The sequence below is a fragment of the Neisseria canis genome (genome assembly GCF_900636765.1).
GTDB lineage: Bacteria > Pseudomonadota > Gammaproteobacteria > Burkholderiales > Neisseriaceae > Neisseria > Neisseria canis.
In genome coordinates this window covers 273513-295088 of the sequence record NZ_LR134313.1, presented here as the reverse complement: position 1 = coordinate 295088, position 21576 = coordinate 273513, and the positions used below count along the sequence as shown (strand labels likewise).

Here is a 21576-nt window from a genome sequence, read left to right as displayed (position 1 = left end):
TTCTTTTAAGGTTCTACCGGTAGGCGCGCTAATATGGCGCGGATTTGATCGGCATTCTTTACTAATAGGTCGCGATATTGCTGATTTTCAAAGATTAAGCTGTCGATTTTGCTTTGTAAATCTTCTTTCAGTTTGTTGACCTGTACCAATAATGCTTCACTTAGTTCGTCAATCGCAGCTTCGTGTTGTTGCTCTGATTTTATTTTCTCTTCTTTTAAGAGTTGGACTTCATCTGTAAGGCGCTTGTTTTCGCCAACGAGTGTTTCGAATTTTTGAGCCAGCTGGTAAACGCTGATTTCCAATTTATCTAAGGGTTGTTCCATGATGCTTAAATACCGTTTGATTTTTGTGAAAGGATAGTGTGGTGCGCTATGCGTGTCAATAATGCCTGTCTGAAAGTTTTATTTTCAGACAGGCATTTAATTTGAGGTTTATAAAAGCATTATTCTGGTTTGGCTTCGCGTAACATGAGGCGCGCTGCTACTTCTTTTACCGGAAGCTCTTTACGAACCAGTTGGTAAAGCGTTTGGGTAATCGGCATATCGATTTGGTATTTGCAGGCGGCATCGAATACTTCGTCGATGGTGGGTACACCTTCTGCCACATGGCCGATTTCGGTTAATACTTCATGTAATTCCTTACCTTCGGCCAAGCCTAAACCGACTTTTCGGTTGCGTGAAAGTGCGCCGGTGCAAGTTAGGATTAAATCACCCATGCCGGCCAAGCCCATCATGGTTTTTTGTTGTGCACCCATGGCAACCGCCAAACGGGTAATCTCTGCTAAGCCGCGGGTTACTAATGCGGCACGGGCGTTCAAGCCGTATTGCAGGCCGTCGGACAGGCCTGTGGCTATGGCCATGACGTTTTTTACTGCACCGCCAACGGCCACCCCGATAACGTCGGTATTGGCGTATAGACGCATTACGTTGGTGTTGAGTTTGGCAACTAAATCGTTGATCCATGCTTCGTTTTGAGAGGCGAGAACTACTGCGCAGGGAAGTTGTTTGGCCAGTTCTTGTGCGAAGCTGGGGCCTGATAAAACGCCGATATGTCGATTGTCGGGCAATACTTGTTGAACGACTTGGAAAGTCAGCAGGCCGGTGTCCAGCTCAAAGCCTTTGCAGGCTGTGATGATAGGGAGATGGCCTGCGCCGTGTTGCTTTAAAAGCTCTGCGCTGTCACGCAAGCCGGCAACGGATGTGGTAATGAGGACGAGCTCACTGTCTTGTAGAGCCTCGTTTAGGTCTGTGTGCGCGGAAAGGCTTTCGGGAAGGGTAAAGCCGGGTAGGTAGCGCTTGTTTTCTCTATCTTGCTGCATTGCTTCTTGATGGGCGCTGTTGCGCGACCACATGGCAACTTGGTTGTTATGCAATGCGAAATGGATAGCTAGTGCTGTGCCCCAAGCGCCGGCACCAATGACAGTAATTTTCATCGTTTTTCTCTTTTGGTAGAAATTGCTTTAACTTTAAAACATGCTTGAAGATGCTGCAAGGGAAATACGGGAAAGTTAAGCAGTCGATATTTTCAGACAGGCATTGTGTTCATGCATTAAAGTTTAAAGGCCGCACTGGATTTGCTTATCAAGGCAGGTGCGGCCATTTTGTGTGGCTTCGGGTGTTAACCCTCGAATTTTTTGAATACGAGCGTACCGTTGGTGCCGCCGAATCCGAATGAATTGGAAATGGCTGCGCGAATCGGCATTTCTCGGGCTTGGTTGGCGCAGTAGTCTAAATCGCAACCTGATTCAAAGTCTTGTTCGAAGAGGTTGATGGTGGGCGGTGAAATTTGCTTGTTGACCGCCAGTACGCTATACACTGCCTCTACACCGCCTGCCGCGCCGAGTAAGTGGCCGGTCATGGATTTGGTAGAGTTAACCACTAAGTTTTTGGCGTGATCTCCGAAAGCCAGCTTCAAGGCGTTGGTTTCGTTGGCGTCACCCAGCGGCGTAGATGTGCCGTGTGCGTTAACATAGTCGATGTCGCTAGGATTCAGACCGGCATCGGCCAGGGCGCGGGTTACGGCAAGTGCCGGGCCTTCGGCGTTGGGTGCGGTAATGTGGTGTGCATCGGAGCTCATGCCGAAGCCGACCAATTCCGCATAGATTTTGGCGCCGCGTTTTTTGGCATGTTCCAATTCTTCCAGCACCAATATGCCGGCACCTTCGCCCATCACGAAACCGTCGCGGCCTTTATCCCATGGGCGTGATGCTGTTTTAGGATCGTCATTGCGGGTGGAAAGAGCTTTCATTGCCGCAAAACCGCCCATGCCGAGCATACAGATTGCTCCTTCGGCACCGCCGGCAATCATCACATCGGCATCACCGTATTGAATAATGCGGGCGGAATCGCCAATGGAATGTGCGCCGGTGGTACAAGCGGAAACCATGCCGTAACTCGGGCCGTGGTAGCCGGTAAGGATGGTAACATGGCCGGCAATCATGTTGATTAATGAGCCGGGGATGAAGAATGGGTTGATTTTACGCGGGCCGTCGGCTGCGACGATTTTGCTGGTGGCTTCGATACTGGGCAAGCCGCCGATACCCGCCCCCACATTCACGCCTACACGGTCTTTATTTAAATTGGGTGTTTCGTTCAGGCCGGCATCTGCAATGGCTTGTAAGGAGGCGGCTATGCCGTAGTGGATGAACACGTCCATACGGCGGGCTTCTTTGGCGCTGATGTATTGGCTGATGTCAAAGTTTTTGACTTCGCCGGCAATTTGGCTGCTTAGCTCTGATGCGTCGAAGCGCGTAATCACATCAATGCCGCTTTGGCCGGCCAAAAGGTTATTCCATGCTGTTTCTACATCGTTACCGATGGGTGATACTTGCCCTAGGCCTGTGATGACCACTCGTCTCTGGCTCATAAATCTTCCCGTTTCTCTAGTTGTCCCGAGTGTTTGGATGGGTGTCTTGAAAGGTTAAAAGCCCCTTTGTGCAGACTGGCCGCGCAACAGGGGCTTTGTGGAAATCCGCCGGTTCAGGCATATGGATGCTGATTTGGGGAAATCCGGAATATTTCAACTACGCGATTAGCCGTTGTGGGCGTTAATGTAATCAATCGCCAGTTGCACGGTAGTGATTTTTTCTGCTTCTTCGTCTGGAATTTCGCAGCCGAAAGCTTCTTCCAAAGCCATAACCAGCTCTACAGTATCCAAAGAGTCTGCGCCCAGATCGTCTTGGAATGAAGATTCGTTTTTCACTTCGTCTTCGCTTACACCCAGTTGTTCAGCAACAATTTTTTTAACTTGTTGTTCGATGTTTGACATGTTTGTTTATCCTTAATTTGCCTTGTGGCGGGTTAATTTGAAAACCTTATAACCGGTATTCTTGTATTTTACCGAATCGGGCCGGGGTTTTCTATCGGAATTCAGGGTAATTTGGCCCTCATGGGGTTAGGCGGCATACTAGCATAGGGTCATTTTGACTGACAAGGATATTTTTGAATCCTTACAATTTTGCATTGAGGCTTGTGGGTTTTGTTGCTGTGTTAAAGGAATTTAAAGGGTTTCGCTGAGTTGGTGTGATGATTTGAAAGATGCCTGTCTGAAAGTTTTCAGACAGGCATTTATGGTTGTGTTTGCTGTGGGCACGTTAATTTGTGAATATGTATCTAAAAGAGACTGCCTGATTTTATAACTGGTGGATTGCTTATGCCAATGGCTTGAGGAGTTTTTCAAAAGCCTCTTCGAATTGTTTTAAGCCGTCTTCCTGCAAACGGGTTGCCAGCGCTTCGAGATTGATGCCCAGTTGTGCGACTTCTTCCAGCTTTTGCTCGGCTTGTTCGGTGTTGCCGGTCAATGTGGCTTCGGCTGTGCCGTGATCGATAAAGGCTTTAAGTGTGGCGTCGGGAACGGTGTTTACAGTTTGCGCGCCGATGAGGCTGTCTACATATAAAGTGTCGGGATAGGCCGGATTTTTGACGCCGGTGGAGGCCCAAAGCAGCGCTATACGGTTGGCGCCTTTTTGTTGCAACCGGGAGAATTCCGGGCTGCCGAAATAGTTTTCCCAATCTTGGTAGGCCGCTTTTGCTAAGGCGATTGCAACTTTACCTTGAAGATGTTCGGGCAGGGTGGGATCGAGTGCGCTGTCGATGCGGGAAATGAAAAAGCTGGCTACCACATGGATGCGGTTAACCGGCAGACCTGAAGCTAGGCGTTGTTCGATGCCTTTGGTGTAGGCGGCGTAGGCCTTTAATGTTTGGGCACGGGAAAAGAGCAAGGTCAGGTTGATGCTGATGCCTTCGGCGACCAGTTCGGTTAAGGCTTCTAAACCGGCATCGGTCGCGGGAACTTTAATCATAACGTTGTCGCGGGCAATGGCTGCGTGCAGACGTTTGGCTTCGGCAACGGTGCCTGTTGCGTCATGGGATAAATCCGGTGCGACTTCCAGACTGACAAATCCGGTTTTGCCGCCTGTGGATTGGTGTTCAGACAGGCATACGTCACACGCAGCCTGTACGTCTGCGATGGCCATCGTTTCGTAGCGTGCTTTGGGGCTGAGGTTTTGTGCTTTTAATTTTTCAATGTCTTCTGCATAAAGCGGGTCGCCGGAAAAGGCTTTTTGGAAAATGGCGGGATTGGAGGTTACACCGCATACGCCTTGTTGCAGCATTTGCGCCAACTCTCCGCTTTGGATGAGCGAACGGGAAAGGTTGTCGAGCCAAATTTGTTGGCCTAATGCTTTAACGTCCGATAGAATGGTCATTTAAACGGCTCCTTTGTGTTTTAGAGTAAATCTGATAAGAGGCTGGGTAATTCAAATTTCGCATTGCCAATCTGTATTGGTTGGTGCGGTAATGCGAAACAGCTTCTGGAATCCTAACGCGAAAAAGCAGCTTTGGATAGCCCTAAGCGATTAGTGGACATTATGGAAAACAATCAAGAAAATTACATTGAATGGGCACGCGGCGTGCTGAGGATTGAGGCGGAAAGTTTGACTGAAATCGCTGCTTCGTTAGACGAACACTTTGCAGCGGCGGTAACCGCGGTTTTGAACTGCACGGGCAGGGTGGTGGTGTGCGGCGTGGGCAAATCGGGCCATATCTGCCGCAAAATTGCCGCTACTTTGGCTTCTACCGGCACACCCGCTTTTTTCGTTCATCCTGCGGAAGCGGCGCATGGCGATTTGGGCATGATTGTTGACGGGGATGTGGTGATTGCGGTGTCGAATTCGGGCGAAAGTGACGAAATCGTAACTTTGCTGCCTGCGTTAAAGCGTAAAAAAATCGGTTTGATCTGCATCACCGCGAACCCGAAATCGACTTTAGGCAGGAATGCTGATGTGCATATCACGGCGGCGGTGTCGAAAGAAGCCTGTCCGCTCGGGTTGGCACCAACTTCCAGCAGCACGGCGGCTTTGGCTTTGGGGGATGCTTTGGCAGTGGCGCTGCTTCGTGCCCGATCATTCACGCCGGACGATTTTGCTTTGAGCCATCCTGCGGGCAGCTTGGGTAAACGTTTACTGCTGCGGGTGGCCGACATCATGCGCACCGGCGAGCGTTTGCCGGTTGCTAAAACGGATACCTTGTTGCGTGAGGGTATTTTGATTATGAGCGCCAAAGGCTTGGGCATGATCTGCATTGTGGATGACGAAGGCAAGGTATTGGGTATTTTTACCGACGGCGATTTGCGGCGTGTGTTTGAAAAGCACGAAAAAGTGAATAACCTGACTTTGGACAGCGTGATGCACACCAATCCGAAAACGATTTCGCCGGAAAAGTTGGCCACGGAAGCGATTAAAAGTATGCAGGAATTAAAAATCAGCAGCCTTTTGGTAACGGATGGGGCAGGTAAGCTGGAAGGTGTGGTAACCATGCATGATTTATTGCTGGCGCGCATTGCTTAGTGTTGATTTACCAGGTTTGGCGATGCCTGTCTGAAAAGAAAGAATGTGGTCATGATGACTTTATCTCCTGAAATCCAAGCGCGTGCTGCGAAGATTAAATTATTGATTATGGATGTTGACGGTGTACTGACCGACGGCCGTATTTTTATCCGTGACAACGGCGAAGAAATCAAATCGTTCCATACTTTGGACGGACACGGCCTGAAAATGTTGCAGCAAAGCGGTGTGCAAACGGCGATTATTACCGGCCGAGATGCTCCGTCTGTGGGCGTGCGCGTCAAACAAATCGGTATCGGGTATTACTATAAAGGTATACACGATAAAAAAGCAGCTTATAATGAACTGCGTTCTGCGGCAGGCGTCGAAGAACATGAGTGTGCGTTTATCGGTGATGATGTGGTGGATTTGCCGGTGATGGTGCGTTGCGGTTTGCCGGCAGCCGTGCCCGAAGCGCATGATTTTGTATTGCAGCACGCTGCTTATGTGACCCGCCGTTCCGCCGGCCAAGGTGCGGTAAGGGAATTGTGTGATCTGATTATGCAGGCGCAAGGCAGTTTGCAGCCGGCATTGGAAGAATATATCAAATGAACATGAAATTCCGTTCGGGTTGGCTGTTTCCTTTGGTGTTGGCTGTTGCGCTGGGCGGCTTGAGCGCATGGCTGGGCCGGATTAGCGAAGTGCAGGTGGAGGAAACGGCGTTAAACCCCAACGAGCCGAAATATGAAATGCAGGGTATCGCCGGAAAACGGTTTGACGGCCAAGGCTTTGTCAAAGAAAACCTCAGCGCGGTAAAAGCCTGGCAGTTGCCGAATAGAGACGAGGTAATGTTTGCAGACCCTGATTTGGAAATGTTTGCCCAAGGTCGGCAGATTTACCGGGTAACCAGTAAAGATGCGCGTTATGATACGGAAAAGCGGCAGATCTACTTTGAAAACGATGTGGAGTTCACTAAGGCAGCACAAGCCGATAAACCTGCCGGTATGCTGAAAACCAGCCACATCACTATTGATACACAAACTGAAAATGCCCACACCGATGCCCGGGTGGAATACCGTTACGGCCAATCGCACGGCACGGCAAACGGTCTGACTTACGACAATGAAAAGGGCGTATTGAACTTGCCCTCAAGAGTGAAAGCCATTATTTATGATCCGAAAAATCCTTAAAACCGCCGCCCTTTCCGCCGTTGTGGCTGCCGCGCCTTCCTATGCGCTGGAAAGCGACCGCAGCAAGCCGATTGAAATCGAAGCCGACCAAGGTACGCTTGACCAGAAAAACCAGACCACCACGTTCAGCGGCAATGTGGTTATCAAACAGGGTACAATGTACATACGGGCAGGCAGCGTTACCGTATCGAAAGATGCGAATGGCAACCAATTTATGAAGGCGGGCGGCAGCCCGGTAAAATTCGGCCAGCAGCTCGAAAAAGGCGGCAAAGTCGACGGGCAGGCGAATAACGTGGAATATGCGTCGGATACCGGTGTGGTAAGGCTGGTGGGCAATGCCAAAGTAACCCGGGGCGGAGATAAGGCCGAGGGAGAGAGCATTGTGTATAACACACGGACGGAGGTTTATACCGTCAGCGGCAGCAAAGCCGTTTCGGGTAAATCGGGCAAACGGGTTACCGTTGTGATACAGCCCACCAAAAAATAAACGAATGCCTGTCTGAATATATAGAACAGAACACGCAGGATATTTTTCAGACAGGCATTGATTCAGGATATGCCTGTCTGAAAACAATGATTGGAACGCAACAGCCTAACGGGATTTTATGGAACAAGCACACAGCAGTCTGGTGGTGAAAAGCCTGCAAAAAACATTTAAAAAGCGCCAAGTTGTCAAAGATTTTTCGTTGGATATCAACAGCGGCGAAGTTGTCGGCCTGCTCGGCCCCAACGGCGCAGGCAAAACCACCAGCTTTTACATGATAGTCGGCCTTATCGCCGCCGATACCGGCAGTATCGTGCTCGACGGCAAAGAATTGCGCCATATGCCGATATATGAGCGTGCCCGTTTGGGCTTGGGCTATTTGCCGCAGGAAGCATCCATTTTCCGCAAAATGACCGTGGAGCAGAATATCCGCGCCATTTTGGAAATCAACACCAAAGACAAAGCCGAAATCGACCGCCGTTTAAACCAAATTTTGGCAGACTTGAATATTGAACGGCTGCGCGAAAACCCTGCTCCCTCCTTATCGGGCGGCGAACGGCGGCGTGTGGAAATTGCACGCGTGCTGGCGATGCAGCCGCGCTTCATTCTTTTGGATGAACCGTTTGCAGGCGTTGACCCGCTGGCGGTTATCGACATTCAAAAAATCATCAGCTTTTTGAAAACCCGCGGTATCGGGGTGTTGATTACCGACCATAATGTACGCGAAACCCTACGCATTTGTGACAGAGGCTTTATTATCAGCGACGGTAAAGTGTTGGCCACCGGCACGCCCGAAGAGCTGGTAAATAACGAACAGGTCAGAGAAGTTTACTTGGGTGAAAACTTCGATTATTGATTCTAGGTAAGAAAGAGATTTAAAACAATAAAATACACCACACCACAACAAAAATAGTTCCAAAATCAACGGAAACCACATTATGAGCGGCCAATCTTTCCATCTTAAACTGAAACAGACGCAACAGCTTAACCAGACCATGCAGCAATCTTTGCGCATACTGCAAATGTCCGGTATTGAGCTGGAGCGGGAGGTAGAAGATTGGCTGCAAGACAATCCGCTGCTTGAGCGGGGCGAGGTGCCGGAGGCGCCGCTGGAACAGAGCACGATTTCCGCAACCATTGCCAGCCGCAACAAAATCAGCGGTGACGAAGCAGAGGACATCTGGGCGACGATTGCCGAAGAAGAAGATTTCATCAATTATCTGCACAAACAGGTTTGCGAACATCCCTTAAGCCAGCTCGAAGCGGCGCGGGTTCATATTCTGATAGATTTTCTGGATGAACAAGGCTACCTTACAGACAGCATCACCGAGGTAATCGACCATTGCCCGTTAGAATGGATGCTGGATGAAGACGAAATGCGCGAGGCGCTGGATCATCTGCAAACTTTCGACCCGCCGGGTGTGGGCGCGGCAAGCCTAACCGAATCTTTATTGCTGCAATTACAGCGTCTTCCGGCTTCTCCGGCCAGGCAATGCGCGGCCAAAATCGTGCATATGTACTTGGATGATTTAAGCAAAAGCGTGTCGCAAAACATAGCGAAACTGAAAAAACATTTTCCTAATTATGATGTAAATGTCATTCAAACCGCACTTGAAATGGTGGCGCAGCTGAATCCTTTTCCTGCTTACGGTTTTGCTTCGGCTGAGCCGACCTCTTATATCCAACCTGATGTCATCATTAAAGAAGATAAAGAGGGCAGATGGGTGGTTCAGAGCAACGAAGCGGCATGGCCCCGTATCCAGATTAACCACGAATTGAGCGATGCCCTGAAGGAAGAGGGCGGAATGGATTCCGTGTGGCGTGAAAAAATCCAGGAAGCGCGCCAAAAGGTTGAGAGCTTGGAGTTGCGCAAAAGCACGGTTTTGCGTTTGGCCGAATATATTGTTGAGAAGCAGGAAGATTTTTTCGTGTTCGGCGAAATCGGCTTAACCCCCATGCTTTTAAAAGATGCCGCGCAGAAATTGGATGTGGCGGAGAGCACGGTATCGCGCGCGGTTAATCAGAAATATTTGTCTTGCCCGCGGGGGCTGTTTGCGCTACGCTATTTCTTCACCCAAGCCGTGTCGGCAGAAGAGGGCGGAGAAGGGGTCAGCCAGAGTGCGGTTAAAGCCATGCTGGTGCAATTGATTGCCAGGGAGAATAAGAAAAAACCGTATTCAGACGAAGCCATCAGCGGCCTGCTCAAACAGCAGGGGGTGGATATAGCCCGCCGGACGGTTGCGAAATACAGAGAGGCGTTGGGTATCCCTCCGGCGAGCCAGCGTAAAGAATCATAAAATCAAGATGCTAATAAACAGATTTTAAAGAGTTGCCCTGTCGGGCTGCTCGTTATCAACCGAAGGAGTAAAACTTATGAATCTCAAAATCAACGGTTTAAATTTCGATATTACTGAAGCAATTAGAAATCATGTTGAAAGCAAACTTGAGCGCATCAGCCGCCATGCCGACAATCTGATTAAAGTAACCGTCACCCTTTCGGTAGAAAAGCTGCAAAACAAAGCCGAAGCCCATGTGCATCTGGCAGGTAAGGATTTGCATGTAGAGCAGATTGACAACACGGATATGTATGCGGCAATTGATGTGCTGATGGACAAACTTGACCGCGCCGTATTGAAACATAAAGAAAAGAGCAACGATGTGCGCTCCGCTCCTGCACCTACACCGGAAAATGAGTAAATCATCGTAACCTGAAGCCTGTTATATGCCTGTCTGAATATATTCAGACAGGCATTTCGCTTTTTTGCGCCGCTCTTGCAGAATCAAGTTATCTGGCCGGCGAATTCCACTATAATGTACCAACCGTACAATGCCTGCCTGAACAAACTATGAAATTTATCTTTTTTTTATTGAAACTCATCAGCCGCCTGCCTTTCCCGATTATTCAAAAAATCGGTTCTTTAATTGGCAAAGCAAGCTATTACGCTGTGCCGCCCCGCCGGAAAGTTGGCATGGTAAATTTGGAAAAATGTTTTCCGGAGTGGACGCAAGAGCAGCGCCGCATTGTGTTGAAGCAGCATTTTGAACATATGGGTAAGCTCTTGGCGGAGTACGGCCTGTATTGGTATGGCGATGCGGCAAAATTGAAAGCGCTGGTGCGCTACCAAGACAAACACCATCTTGACGATGCTTTGTCGGCAGGTGAAAAAGTGATTTTGCTTTATCCGCACTTTACCGCATTTGAGCTGGCGGTGTACGCACTTAATCAGGATGTACCGCTTATCAGCATGTATTCCAATCAAAAAAACAAAGCGCTGGACGAGCAGATTCTCAAAGGGCGGCACCGTTACGATAATGTGTTCTTAATCGGCAGAACGGAAGGTTTGCGCGCCATTATCAAGCAGTTGCGCAAAAGCGATGCGCCGTTTCTTTATTTGCCTGATCAGGATTTCGGCAGGAAAGATTCTGTTTTTGTTGATTTTTTCGGCATTAAAACAGCCACTATTGCCGGTTTGGGCAGGATTGCTGCGATGACGGGCGCAAAAGTGGTGCCTGCCATTCCCATCCGGCAGGAAGACGGTACGGTGGTGCTGCGTTTTTATCCCGCTTGGGAAAACTTTCCCGAAGGCAGCCCCGAGGCGGATGCGCAACGCATGAACGACTTTATAGAAGCCCGCATCCGCGAACATCCGTCGCAATATTATTGGCTGCATAAGCGTTTTAAAACCAGACCGGAGGGCGAGGCGGATTTTTACCGCTCTGCGTAAATCTTGAACAATGTTAGGTTGATGAATATTGGCAATGCCTGTCTGAAAGTTTCAGACAGGCATTGCTACATTAGGTTACATTTACAACATAACGAAAAAAGCCACTTTAAAAACTATGCCTAAACAAACAAAAAAATAAATATATTAAATTCAATAAATTAATATTTATTATATTTTTCCTTAAGGCAATTTGGATATTTTAAATATAATAATAAATGCTAATCGGATTGCTAAAATAAGCAAAAAGCAATCGAAAAATACCTATTTAAAGCTGAAAGATGCAGAAATATAGATATTTGTAAACAATAGGAAAAGTAAGGCTCGGTTTGACAATTATCATAAGGGGGCTTGGCAAGCAGGAAAAATAAGCGTACATTTCGCCCATCGGTACTACATGGAACTACAAGAAAATATGTGGTTGCTGAATGTAGTGAGTATATTTATCCAAAAATCAAGCTAGAACAAAGGAGATTTTCATGGCGAATTATCAGGAAGAAATCAAACAAGCAGGTGATTTGAAACAAAAAATGGGTGCGGGCTGGCATGACGTAACCCCCGAATATGTTGCCCGTATGCGTTTGCAAAACCGTTTCAAAACCGGTTTGGACATTGCAAAATATACTGCTGCTATCATGCGTAAAGATATGGCCGACTACGATGCCGACCATGCCAAATACACTCAATCTCTCGGCTGCTGGCATGGTTTCGTGGCGCAACAAAAGCTGATTTCTATCAAAAAACATCAAAAAACCACTGATAAACGCTATTTGTATCTTTCAGGTTGGATGGTTGCCGGTTTGCGTTCTAAATTCGGTCCGCTGCCCGACCAATCTATGCACGAAAAAACTTCCGTGCCTGAACTGATTGAAGAAATCTACACTTTCCTGCGTCAAGCCGATGCCCGCGAGTTGGATTTGTTGTTTACTGCTTTGGACAACGCCCGCGCTGAAGGCGATAAAGCCAAAGAGCAAGAAATCCAATCACAAATCGACAATTTCCAAACCCACGTTGTGCCGATTATTGCCGACATTGATGCCGGTTTCGGTAATGCCGAAGCCACTTACCTGTTGGCGAAAAAACTGATTGAAGCCGGCGCTTGCTGTATCCAAATCGAAAACCAAGTATCAGACGAGAAACAATGCGGCCACCAAGACGGTAAAGTAACCGTGCCGCATTCTGATTTCTTGGCGAAAATCAATGCCGTACGCTACGCATTCTTGGAGCTGGGCGTTGATGACGGTGTAATCGTTGCCCGTACCGACTCTTTGGGTGCCGGCCTGACCAAACAAATCGCGTTCTCTGCCGAGAAAGGCGACTTGGCAGACCAATACAACAGCTTCTTGGACGGCGAAGAAATCACCGACCTGAGCCAAGTTAAACCCGGCGACGTAATTGTGAACACCAACGGCAAAACCATCAAGCCGACCCGTTTGGCCAGCAACCTGTTCCAATTCCGCAAAGGTACCGGTATCGACCGCGTAGTGTTGGATTGTATTACTTCTCTGCAAAACGGTGCCGATCTGCTGTGGATCGAAACCGAAAAACCGCACGTCGGCCAAATCAAAGAGATGATGGACAAAATCCGCGCCGTTATCCCGAACGCTAAGCTGGTATACAACAACAGCCCGTCGTTCAACTGGACGCTGAACTTCCGCCAGCAAGTATTCGATGCTTGGAAAGAAGCCGGTAAAGACGTATCTGCATACGACCGTGCTAAATTGATGAGCGTTGATTATGACGATACAGAATTGGCTAAAGAAGCAGACGAGAAAATCCGCACTTTCCAAAGAGATGCGTCCCGCGAAGCAGGTATCTTCCATCACCTCATCACTCTACCGACTTACCATACTGCCGCATTGTCTACCGACAACTTGGCTAAAGGCTACTTCGCAGATGAAGGTATGCTGGCTTATGTGAAGAATGTTCAACGTGAGGAAATCCGCCAAGGTTTGGCTTGTGTGAAACACCAAAATATGGCCGGTTCAGACATCGGTGACAACCATAAAGAATACTTTGCCGGTGAAGCTGCGTTGAAAGCAGGCGGTAAAGACAACACAATGAATCAATTCTCTTAATTGGGAATGATGTTTTCAGACAGGCATTGCATGCCTGTCTGAAAACGACCGGCTTTATCGGGCAGAGTTGAGCTGCCTGATAAAGGTACAGGCGAAAGCCTGTATGTTTGTGAAGCGTAAATCTCTGATTTGAGGTATTCGGGGTAACTGTTCAGTTGCCCCCTTTTTTATTGCTTGTTGAAATGGGAATGCCTGTCTGAAAAAGGTTTCAGACAGGCATTGTTGCATCGTAAATAAACTTGAACTTAGTGCATCGTCATGCTCAGGTTTAACCTGAGCATGACGAAGTTGTTACCGTTTGGAAATGCTGCCAACGTATCCGTGCGGCTTTTGCAATATTGATCAGCCTGCGTTTTTGGCCGCTTGCAGTTTGGCTTCAAAGTTGCCCAGATCCAAGCCGGTTTTTTCTTTGACTTCGGCAATCAGTGCCGCCGCATCTTTCCCTTGGGCGGCTTGATGCATTGCCCATAATAATGAGCAGCGTGTGCCGGTTCGACAGTAGGCCAGCACGGGGCCGTCGTGTGAGGCCAGGGTTTGGGCAAATGCTTCAGCATCTGATTCGGTAATTTGCGGGCCGACTACCGGTTGGTGTGTGAGGTTGCGGATGCCTGATTCGGCAAACCATGAGGACACTTCGGTGAAGGTCGGCTGATCGGGTTCTTCTTGATCGGGGCGGTTGCAGATTACGCCGGTGATGCCCAATTTGGCTGCTTCGGCCGCGTCATTCCGGTTGGGTTGGGGAGAGATATACAGTTTATCGGTAAGGCGGAAAAAGCTCATGGTGTTTCCTTTCTTGTATTAGGGTTTCAGACAGGCATTTGGGTCGGGTTGCGGCTCGGTACAGCCCAACCATTTTTCAAGTAGCTGCCGGTTTTCGATTTTCAAGAATGCGGTATCTGCTTCGGCCGCTTTTACTGTGATTTCGGTTTCTTTCAGTACGCCTTGGCGGAAGTAGTGCAAGGTAGCGGTTTCTCCCACGGAAAGTTGGGACCATTGCCGGGCAAAATCCGAACAGCAAAAACCGTTGAGTGCGATGACTTTGTCTTGTGCGCACAATGCGGCATGTTCGGCGCTGCCGTTGTTGAAAATATGGGTTAGGGTGATGCTTTCTGCGTTTTGCTTGAAGCGGGCACCGAAATCAGGTGTGTCGGTTCGGCATTCGTCAAAGCTTTCAACTAAGGCGCCGCCGTGGCTGCGCTCGGCGCTTTGCCATTTTAACGCTATGCCGGCGCTTTTCAGGCAGGCCTCCAGCGGCAGGTCGTTTGTGCTGAACAGGGCGGTTTGAAAGAAATCCTGCAAATCCAATCCTACGATTGCTTCGGCTTGTTGCTGCCATTCGTTTTCAGACAGGCCTTTGCCGGTGTCGAGCCATGCTTGGTATAGCGCGCACATGATGTTGTCCAAGCTTTTTTGGCCGTTGCTCCGTTGACGGATGAGGAGATCCAAACACATCGCAGCCAGCGCTCCTTTTTGATAGTAGCTGACAATTGCGTTGGGGCTGTTTTCATCTTGTTTGTAATACTTATTCCAAGCGGTAAAGCTCGATTGTGCCAGGGTTTGCTTGGTGCGGCCTTTGCTTTGCTGCACCCGGGTCAGATTTTTTGCTTGCAGTTTCAGATAGGCCTCGGGGCTGATAACGCCGCTTCGCACGAGGAACAAATCATCATAATAGGAAGTAATGCCTTCAAATGCCCACAGCTGCTCTGTGTAGCTTTCACTGTCGAGTCGATAGGGCAGAAAAGCAGCGGGCTTAATGGATTTTACATTCCAGGCATGGAAGTATTCGTGTGAAAAAAGCCCGAGCAGCAAAGTGTAGTCTTCGTCTGCTTCTTTCATGTGTTTGCGGGGCAGGCACTTTCTATCGGTTTGCAAGGCCGTGCTGCTGATGTGTTCCAAACCGCCGTAGATATTGTCGCCGACATACAGCATAAACAAATATTCTTTAAAAGGTGCAGGATGAGGAAACATTTGCAACTGGGCTTCGCAAATTTTCTGGATGTCCCTGCTCAGCCGTTCACGGTCGAAATCGGCATAATCGCCGCTGAGGGCGATTCTGTGGGGAATGCCGCAAGCTTGGAAACAGATGGTTTCTATGGTGCCGAATTCAAACGGATGATCAATCAGCTCGGCATAGTTTGCAGCCTGATAATGGTTTTCAGACAGGCATGGCAGGGTAGATGCGGTATGCCAATTTTGAGGCAAATGATCGATTGTTAGGGAGCACGGCTGCTGCTCCTGACCTTCGATACTGAGAAACATGCAGGCGCCGTCGAAAAAACCGCGCTCGGTAGTCAAATAAGAGCCGCGCACGGAAAGATCAAAGGCATAAACCGTATAATGAATCTGCCAATCTCCTGCTTTGGCTTCCGTTTGCCAAAGGTTTTTGGCGGTTTGGGTCAGCAGGGCGGGTTGGCCGTTACAGTCAGCCTCAATGGAAATAATATGCCGTGAAAAATCCCTGATCATATAGCTGCCGGGAACCCAATTGGGCAAACGGAGCACAAAAGAAGTATGGGCTTTGTGCGTGTAGCGCAATGTAATTTGCCATAAGTGGCTTTTTGGAGTAGGGCTTAGGGAATAGTACAACATAAATAAAATTTTTTGTTAAGATTTGTTTGCGGATTTCAACCTGTTTGATATCGGTCAAATAAGGCTTGTGATAAAGCTTATACTCTTACAAAATCCGATATTTGGCAACTCATTTGCATGACTCGGCAGGCTTTATGATGATATGACTTGGTTCAAGCGGTATTTTGATTTAAAATACGGAAGTTAAACTTCCATATCCTTTTAAGCTTGTTTGGGGATAAGGTGTTAAATTAAGATAAGTTAAATAAGGTGGTTTATATTTAAAGCTGTTTCAGGCGGCTTTTGTTTACAAACCTGCCAGATGTTTAAATTGCCATGTTTAATGGAGATCCTCATGGAAACGCAAACTTATAACTACAAGGTGGTGCGTCAATTCGCCATCATGACTGTAGTTTGGGGTGTTGTGGGTATGTTGGTCGGTGTGATTGCTGCCGCCCAATTATTTGCACCCATGCTCAACCTCTCTGATGTCGGCCCGTGGTTTCACTTCGGCCGTATCCGTCCGCTGCATACCAATGCGGTTATTTTTGCTTTCGGCGGGTGCGGTTTGTTTGCCACGTCTTATTACGTTGTTCAGCGCACTTGTAACACGCGCTTGTTCGGCGGCAACTTCTTGCCGGCCTTCACATTCTGGGGCTGGCAGCTTGTAATTGTATTGGCTGCAATTACCTTGCCGTTGGGTTACACCCAAAGTAAAGAATATGCCGAATTAGAGTGGCCGATTGATATCCTGATTGCAGTAGTGTGGGTGGCTTATGCGGTTGTTTTCTTTGGAACATTGGCAAAACGTAAAATCAAACACATCTATGTGGCAAACTGGTTTTACGGTGCATTCATTTTGGCAGTAGCCTTATTGCATATTGTAAATAACATCAGTATTCCTGCCGGTATGATGAAATCATATCCTGTGTACGCAGGTGCAATTGATGCCATGGTTCAATGGTGGTATGGCCATAACGCGGTAGGTTTTTTCCTTACAGCCGGCTTTTTGGGCATGATGTATTACTTTGTGCCTAAACAAGCGGGTCGTCCTGTGTATTCGTACCGCTTGTCTGTGGTGCACTTTTGGGCCTTGATTTTTACCTATATGTGGGCAGGCTCACATCACTTGCATTACACGGCTCTTCCCGACTGGACGCAATCATTGGGCATGGTGTTGTCTTTAATTCTGTTTGCGCCTTCTTGGGGTGGTATGATCAACGGTATCATGACCCTTTCTGGTGCGTGGGATAAATTGCGCACAGACCCGATTCTGAAATTCTTGGTGGTATCCCTCTCTTTCTATGGTATGTCTACTTTCGAAGGCCCGATGATGTCTATCAAAACAGTTAATGCATTGAGCCATTATACTGACTGGACGGTAGGTCACGTTCACGCAGGAGCGTTAGGCTGGGTAGGCTTTATTACCATTGGTTCTATTTACTATTTGGTTCCCCGTCTGTTTGGCCGAAAAGAAATGCACAGTGTTAAATTGATTGAGCTGCATTTCTGGATTGCTACGGTTGGTGTCGTGCTTTATATCGCATCTATGTGGATTTCGGGTGTGATGCAAGGCTTGATGTGGGGTGCTTTAAATGCCGACGGTACACTGACTTATTCATTTGTAGAATCTGTTAAAGACAGCAAGCCTTTCTATATGGTACGTTTTGCTGGCGGCATGTTGTATTTGAGCGGTATGTTGATTATGGCTTATAACGTATTCCGTACTGTTTCGGTTGGTAAAGCGGTTGATGCTGAAATTCCTGCACTAACCCAATCACAGCATCACTAAAGAATAAGAGAATAGGCTACCAAAATGAAATTACAACAACTTGTTGAAGAAAAAGTTGGATTTTTGATTGTGTTCACTTTTTTGGTGATTAGTGTAGGTCTGCTGGTTGAAGTTGTACCTTTGTTTTTCACGAAGGCCGTTACCGAACCAACTAAAGGGGTGAAACCTTATAATGCCCTTCAAGTGGCAGGACGTGATGTTTATGTTCGAGAAGGCTGTTATAACTGTCATTCCCAGATGATTCGTCCTTTCCGTGCTGAAACCGAGCGCTATGGCCATTACTCTGTTGGAGGAGAGTCTGTTTATGACCGTCCTTTCCAATGGGGTTCAAAACGCACAGGGCCTGATTTGGCAAGGGTTGGCGGCCGTTACTCTGACGAATGGCACCGCTTGCATTTGTTGGATCCGCGCAGTGTTGTTCCTGAGTCTAATATGCCTGCTTTCCCATGGTTGGCACGCAATAAAGTAGATCCGGAATCTGTAGTTACTCGAATGAAAGCTTTGCGGGCTGTGGGTACTCCGTACAGTGATGAAGAAATAGCCAAAGCACCTGAATTGTTGAAAGACAAATCGGAAATGGAAGCAGTAATTGCTTATCTGCAAGGTTTGGGCTTGGCGCTGAAGAAAAGGTAATGTCATGGATGTGAATTGGGCGCGGAGCTTGTTTACAGTTTGGATTTTCATCAGTTTTATTTTGGTTCTGTATGTTGTATTCAGTAAGCGGAATAAAAAAAAACATGAAGATGCAGGTAACAGTATTATTCAAGATGATGATTCACCTCACTGATCATTCCTGCCCAATACATAATCCCGTGATAACGGAGCTAAATAAATGAACACAAATTCACAATTTACCAGCAGTTTTTGGAGTTATTACATCATTGCTATTGTGGTACTGAGTATAATTGGGCTGTTATGGCTTTTATTTTCTCAGAACAAAGTAAAAGCACCGCCAAAAGGTGAAGATGTTAAAACCATGGGCCATTCATGGGACGGTATTGAAGAATATAACAATCCTTTGCCGCGCTGGTGGTTTGTCTTATATATTCTGACAGTATGTTTTGGCGTAGGCTATCTGTTGGCTTATCCTGGTTTGGGAGACTTTAAAGGTCTTTTAGGCTGGAGCAGTAAAGGCCAATACGAAGAAGAAGTAAAAAAAGCAAATGCCGAGTATGGCAAAATTTATGCCAAATTTGCCAAAATGCCCATCGCTGAAGTAGCAAAAGATCCGCAGGCTCAACGCATCGGTAAAAATCTGTTCGATACCTATTGTATTCAATGCCACGGCTCGGATGCCAAAGGTTCCCGCGGTTTCCCCAACTTGACAGATAATGATTGGTTATGGGGCGGTACTCCTGAGAAGATTCATGAAACCATTAAAAACGGCCGTATCGGTATTATGGCTGCATGGGGTCCTGTTTTGGGCGAGGAGCGGGTAAAAGACGTTGCGAACTATGTGATGTCCCTCTCTAAAGACGAAGGCAGCTACGATTCTGAGCGTGCCGCCCGCGGAGATGCCATTTTCCACGGCCCGCCTGCAAATTGTTATACCTGTCACGGTGATAAAGGCCAGGGTATTCAAGGTACTGGTCCGAATTTAACGGATGATACTTGGTTGTGGGGCGGTACTCAAAAAGCCATTATGGAAACCATTACCAATGGCCGCCATAACCAAATGCCGGCATGGGGCAATTTCCTGGATGATGATAAGATGCACATCATGACAGCCTATGTATGGGGATTGTCACACAAGGATGGAAAAGTTCTGCCTACCGATACTCAGAATGCCTTGGGTGATAAAGCCGCTAAAACCGCCGGAGCAACCAAAACCAGCGAGCCTCAAGCTTCTTCGGCTCCTGCTCCAGTAGCGGCACCTGCATCTGCTGCTTCAGCTTCTAAGCCGGCTGCTCTAGCTAGTGATAAAGCCGAGGTAACTTTTGATACACAGGCAGGTAGCGGTTTGGCCGTTTTCTATTTCGCTACCGGTAAAAGTGATATTGCAGATAATGCCAACCTGATCGTACAAGACTTAATCAAAGCGGGTAAAGACGGTAAGAAACTGGTAATTAGTGGCTTTACCGACAGCACAGGCAATGTTAAGGCTAATCAGGAGCTTTCTAAAAAACGTGCCCAAGCAGTAAAAGCATTCTTGGAAGCTCAAGGTGTGGATGCGAAGAATATTGAGTTACGCAAGCCTGAGAATACAACAGGTGCTCAAGGAAATGATGTTGAAGGCCGTAGAGTCGAAGTAAGAATTGAAGGTTAACAACATCACCTACAATAATTTAAAGACCGGCTAGCTTAGTCGGTCTTTTTATTTGCTATAAATAAATGCCTGTCTGAAAAAGCGGTTTCAGACAGGCATTTATTGTGTCAGATTTGGATATTTCGCTATAAAGCTACGTTACAGCTTTTCAGACAGGCATTTATTTTTTATCGTGTCCTAATTGTGGTAACACGGAACCTTCTCCCAAAGACAACAAACCGCTTTGCGAGTACACGCCGAGTTTCCCGCGAGTATCGGTAATGTCTAAATTACGCATGGTCAATTGGCCGATACGGTCGGCAGGAGTAAAGGCGGCATTTTCCACTTTTTCCATAGATAGGCGTTCGGGTTGGTAAGTCAGATTCGGTGATTCCGTATTTAAAATCAGATAATCGTTACCGCGGCGTAATTCGAGCGTAACCTCGCCGGTAATGGCTTTTGCAACCCAGCGTTGGGCTGTTTCGCGCAGCATCAATGCTTGCGGGTCGAACCAGCGGCCTTGATAAAGTAAGCGGCCTAAGCGCAAGCCGTTGATGCGGTATTGTTCGATCGTGTCTTCGTTGTGAATGCCGGTTACCAAGCGCTCGTAAGCAATATGCAGCAAAGCCATGCCGGGGGCTTCGTAAATACCGCGCGATTTGGCCTCGATAATTCGGTTTTCTATTTGATCGCTCATGCCCAAGCCGTGCCTGCCGCCGATACGGTTGGCTTCGAGGAACAATTCAACGGGATCGGCAAAGGTTTTGCCGTTCAAAGTAACAGGCACGCCTTCTTCAAAGCGTACGGTCACTTCTTCGGGTTTGATTGCTACGCCTTCATCCCAAAATGCAACGCCCATAATCGGTTTTACGATTTTAATGCCGGTATTTAAGAACTCAAGGTCTTTGGCTTCGTGCGTGGCTCCGAGCATATTTGAATCGGTGGAATAGGCTTTTTCGGCAGACATTTTGTAGTCAAAGCCATTCGCAATCAGAAATTCGCTCATTTCTTGACGGCCGCCCAGCTCGTCGATAAATGTTTGATCCAGCCAGGGTTTGTAAATGCGCAAATTCGGATTGGTTAGCAGTCCGTAACGGTAGAAACGTTCTATATCGTTGCCTTTGTAGGTGGAGCCGTCTCCCCAGATGTTAACGTCGTCTTCCTTCATGGCGGAAACCAGCATGGTGCCGGTTACTGCACGGCCGAGGGGTGTGGTGTTGAAATAGGCGATGCCGCCGGTGCTGACGTGGAAAGCGCCGCACTGTATGGCGGCGATGCCTTCGTGTGCCAACTGGCTGCGGCAATCAATCAAGCGGGCTTGTTCTGCACCGTATTCCAAAGCTTTTTTGGGAATAGCGTTATAATCGTCTTCATCCGGCTGCCCGAGATTGGCGGTGTAGGCATAAGGTTTGGCACCTTTGAGTTTCATCCACAATAATGCGGCCGAGGTATCTAAGCCGCCTGAGAATGCGATGCCGACTTTTTGGCCGACAGGCAGGTTTTGCAAGATGGTATGATTATTGCTCATTATCGGATTGTTCCTGTGTTGATTTTTCGCAGATGTAAAATGGCTTATTATTGTACGAATCCTTTGATTAGTCTAGGCTTAGCCGCGGGCAAATAAGAAAAATTACTTATTTTCAGTTTTCAGACAGGCATTGAGAGAAAGGCAGTGT

The 21576-nt window shown here is 47.9% G+C and carries 21 protein-coding genes; 13 read left to right on the top strand and 8 right to left on the bottom strand.

Annotated features, from left to right (window positions below; translation table 11 throughout):
- Positions 1–5: 5 nt before the first annotated feature.
- The 5 genes from EL143_RS01390 to tal all read right to left on the bottom strand — a co-directional run bounded on the left by EL143_RS01390 (position 6) and on the right by tal (position 4705).
- Positions 6–323, bottom strand: coding sequence for a hypothetical protein (locus tag EL143_RS01390; RefSeq protein WP_085415363.1), 318 nt, complete (start codon positions 321–323; stop codon positions 6–8).
- A 119-nt stretch (positions 324–442) separates the two neighbouring features.
- Positions 443–1432: an NAD(P)H-dependent glycerol-3-phosphate dehydrogenase gene (locus EL143_RS01385; protein WP_085415362.1), complete on the bottom strand. Its 990-nt coding sequence runs from the start codon at positions 1430–1432 to the stop codon at positions 443–445.
- A 185-nt stretch (positions 1433–1617) separates the two neighbouring features.
- Positions 1618–2865 (bottom strand): beta-ketoacyl-ACP synthase II, encoded by a 1248-nt coding sequence (gene fabF / locus EL143_RS01380; protein ID WP_085415361.1) that lies wholly within the window; start codon positions 2863–2865, stop codon positions 1618–1620.
- 165 nt (positions 2866–3030) lie between these two features.
- On the bottom strand, positions 3031–3267 hold the full coding sequence (acpP, locus tag EL143_RS01375; protein ID WP_009117440.1) for an acyl carrier protein: 237 nt from the start codon (positions 3265–3267) through the stop codon (positions 3031–3033).
- Between the two features lie 382 nt (positions 3268–3649).
- The gene (gene tal / locus EL143_RS01370) at positions 3650–4705 is read right to left on the bottom strand and encodes a transaldolase (protein WP_085415360.1); all 1056 of its coding nucleotides are present in this window, start codon (positions 4703–4705) and stop codon (positions 3650–3652) included.
- Positions 4706–4867: 162 nt separating this feature from the next.
- Between tal and EL143_RS01365 the strand changes: the two genes are divergently transcribed.
- From EL143_RS01365 to EL143_RS01325, 9 genes are all read left to right on the top strand, one after another.
- Positions 4868–5845, top strand: coding sequence for a KpsF/GutQ family sugar-phosphate isomerase (locus EL143_RS01365; RefSeq protein ID WP_085415359.1), 978 nt, complete (start codon positions 4868–4870; stop codon positions 5843–5845).
- A 51-nt stretch (positions 5846–5896) separates the two neighbouring features.
- Positions 5897–6433, top strand: a complete 537-nt coding sequence (locus EL143_RS01360) for a KdsC family phosphatase (RefSeq protein ID WP_085415358.1) — start codon at positions 5897–5899, stop codon at positions 6431–6433.
- Positions 6430–7011, top strand: a complete 582-nt coding sequence (lptC, locus tag EL143_RS01355) for an LPS export ABC transporter periplasmic protein LptC (RefSeq protein WP_085415357.1) — start codon at positions 6430–6432, stop codon at positions 7009–7011. The genes EL143_RS01360 and lptC overlap by 4 nt, the downstream gene beginning before the upstream one ends.
- Entirely contained in the window at positions 6992–7498 is a 507-nt protein-coding gene (gene lptA, locus EL143_RS01350) for a lipopolysaccharide transport periplasmic protein LptA (protein WP_085415356.1), read from the top strand. Before lptC ends, lptA begins: the two co-directional genes overlap by 20 nt.
- A gap of 118 nt (positions 7499–7616) precedes the next feature.
- Complete coding sequence (lptB, locus tag EL143_RS01345) at positions 7617–8351, top strand: LPS export ABC transporter ATP-binding protein (RefSeq protein ID WP_085415355.1); 735 nt, start codon at positions 7617–7619, stop codon at positions 8349–8351.
- Positions 8352–8433: 82 nt separating this feature from the next.
- Positions 8434–9792: an RNA polymerase factor sigma-54 gene (gene rpoN, locus EL143_RS01340; protein WP_085415354.1), complete on the top strand. Its 1359-nt coding sequence runs from the start codon at positions 8434–8436 to the stop codon at positions 9790–9792.
- Positions 9793–9868: 76 nt separating this feature from the next.
- Positions 9869–10192, top strand: a complete 324-nt coding sequence (hpf, locus tag EL143_RS01335) for a ribosome hibernation-promoting factor, HPF/YfiA family (RefSeq protein ID WP_085415353.1) — start codon at positions 9869–9871, stop codon at positions 10190–10192.
- A gap of 149 nt (positions 10193–10341) precedes the next feature.
- Complete coding sequence (locus EL143_RS01330) at positions 10342–11220, top strand: lipid A biosynthesis lauroyl acyltransferase (protein ID WP_085415352.1); 879 nt, start codon at positions 10342–10344, stop codon at positions 11218–11220.
- A gap of 476 nt (positions 11221–11696) precedes the next feature.
- Positions 11697–13295, top strand: coding sequence for an isocitrate lyase (locus EL143_RS01325; RefSeq protein ID WP_085415351.1), 1599 nt, complete (start codon positions 11697–11699; stop codon positions 13293–13295).
- Positions 13296–13637: 342 nt separating this feature from the next.
- On the opposite strand, the gene EL143_RS01320 is transcribed toward EL143_RS01325, so the two are convergent.
- Both EL143_RS01320 and EL143_RS01315 read right to left on the bottom strand, forming a co-directional pair.
- Entirely contained in the window at positions 13638–14075 is a 438-nt protein-coding gene (locus tag EL143_RS01320; protein WP_085415350.1) for a TIGR01244 family sulfur transferase, read from the bottom strand.
- A gap of 18 nt (positions 14076–14093) precedes the next feature.
- The gene (locus EL143_RS01315) at positions 14094–15884 is read right to left on the bottom strand and encodes a M61 family metallopeptidase (protein ID WP_085415349.1); all 1791 of its coding nucleotides are present in this window, start codon (positions 15882–15884) and stop codon (positions 14094–14096) included.
- A gap of 334 nt (positions 15885–16218) precedes the next feature.
- On the opposite strand from EL143_RS01315, the gene ccoN reads away from it, so the two are divergent.
- From ccoN to ccoP, 4 genes are read left to right on the top strand one after another with little or no spacing between them, the layout of a single operon-like run.
- Entirely contained in the window at positions 16219–17655 is a 1437-nt protein-coding gene (gene ccoN / locus EL143_RS01310) for a cytochrome-c oxidase, cbb3-type subunit I (protein ID WP_197719606.1), read from the top strand.
- A gap of 24 nt (positions 17656–17679) precedes the next feature.
- Positions 17680–18288 carry a cytochrome-c oxidase, cbb3-type subunit II gene (gene ccoO, locus EL143_RS01305; protein ID WP_085415348.1) on the top strand — a complete coding sequence of 203 codons (609 nt, stop codon included), beginning with the start codon at positions 17680–17682 and terminating at the stop codon, positions 18286–18288.
- 4 nt (positions 18289–18292) lie between these two features.
- Positions 18293–18442 carry a cbb3-type cytochrome oxidase subunit 3 gene (locus EL143_RS01300; RefSeq protein ID WP_085415347.1) on the top strand — a complete coding sequence of 50 codons (150 nt, stop codon included), beginning with the start codon at positions 18293–18295 and terminating at the stop codon, positions 18440–18442.
- A gap of 45 nt (positions 18443–18487) precedes the next feature.
- Entirely contained in the window at positions 18488–19921 is a 1434-nt protein-coding gene (ccoP, locus tag EL143_RS01295) for a cytochrome-c oxidase, cbb3-type subunit III (RefSeq protein ID WP_085415346.1), read from the top strand.
- A 160-nt stretch (positions 19922–20081) separates the two neighbouring features.
- On the opposite strand, the gene argG is transcribed toward ccoP, so the two are convergent.
- Positions 20082–21428 carry an argininosuccinate synthase gene (gene argG / locus EL143_RS01290; RefSeq protein WP_085415345.1) on the bottom strand — a complete coding sequence of 449 codons (1347 nt, stop codon included), beginning with the start codon at positions 21426–21428 and terminating at the stop codon, positions 20082–20084.
- Positions 21429–21576 lie beyond the last annotated feature (148 nt).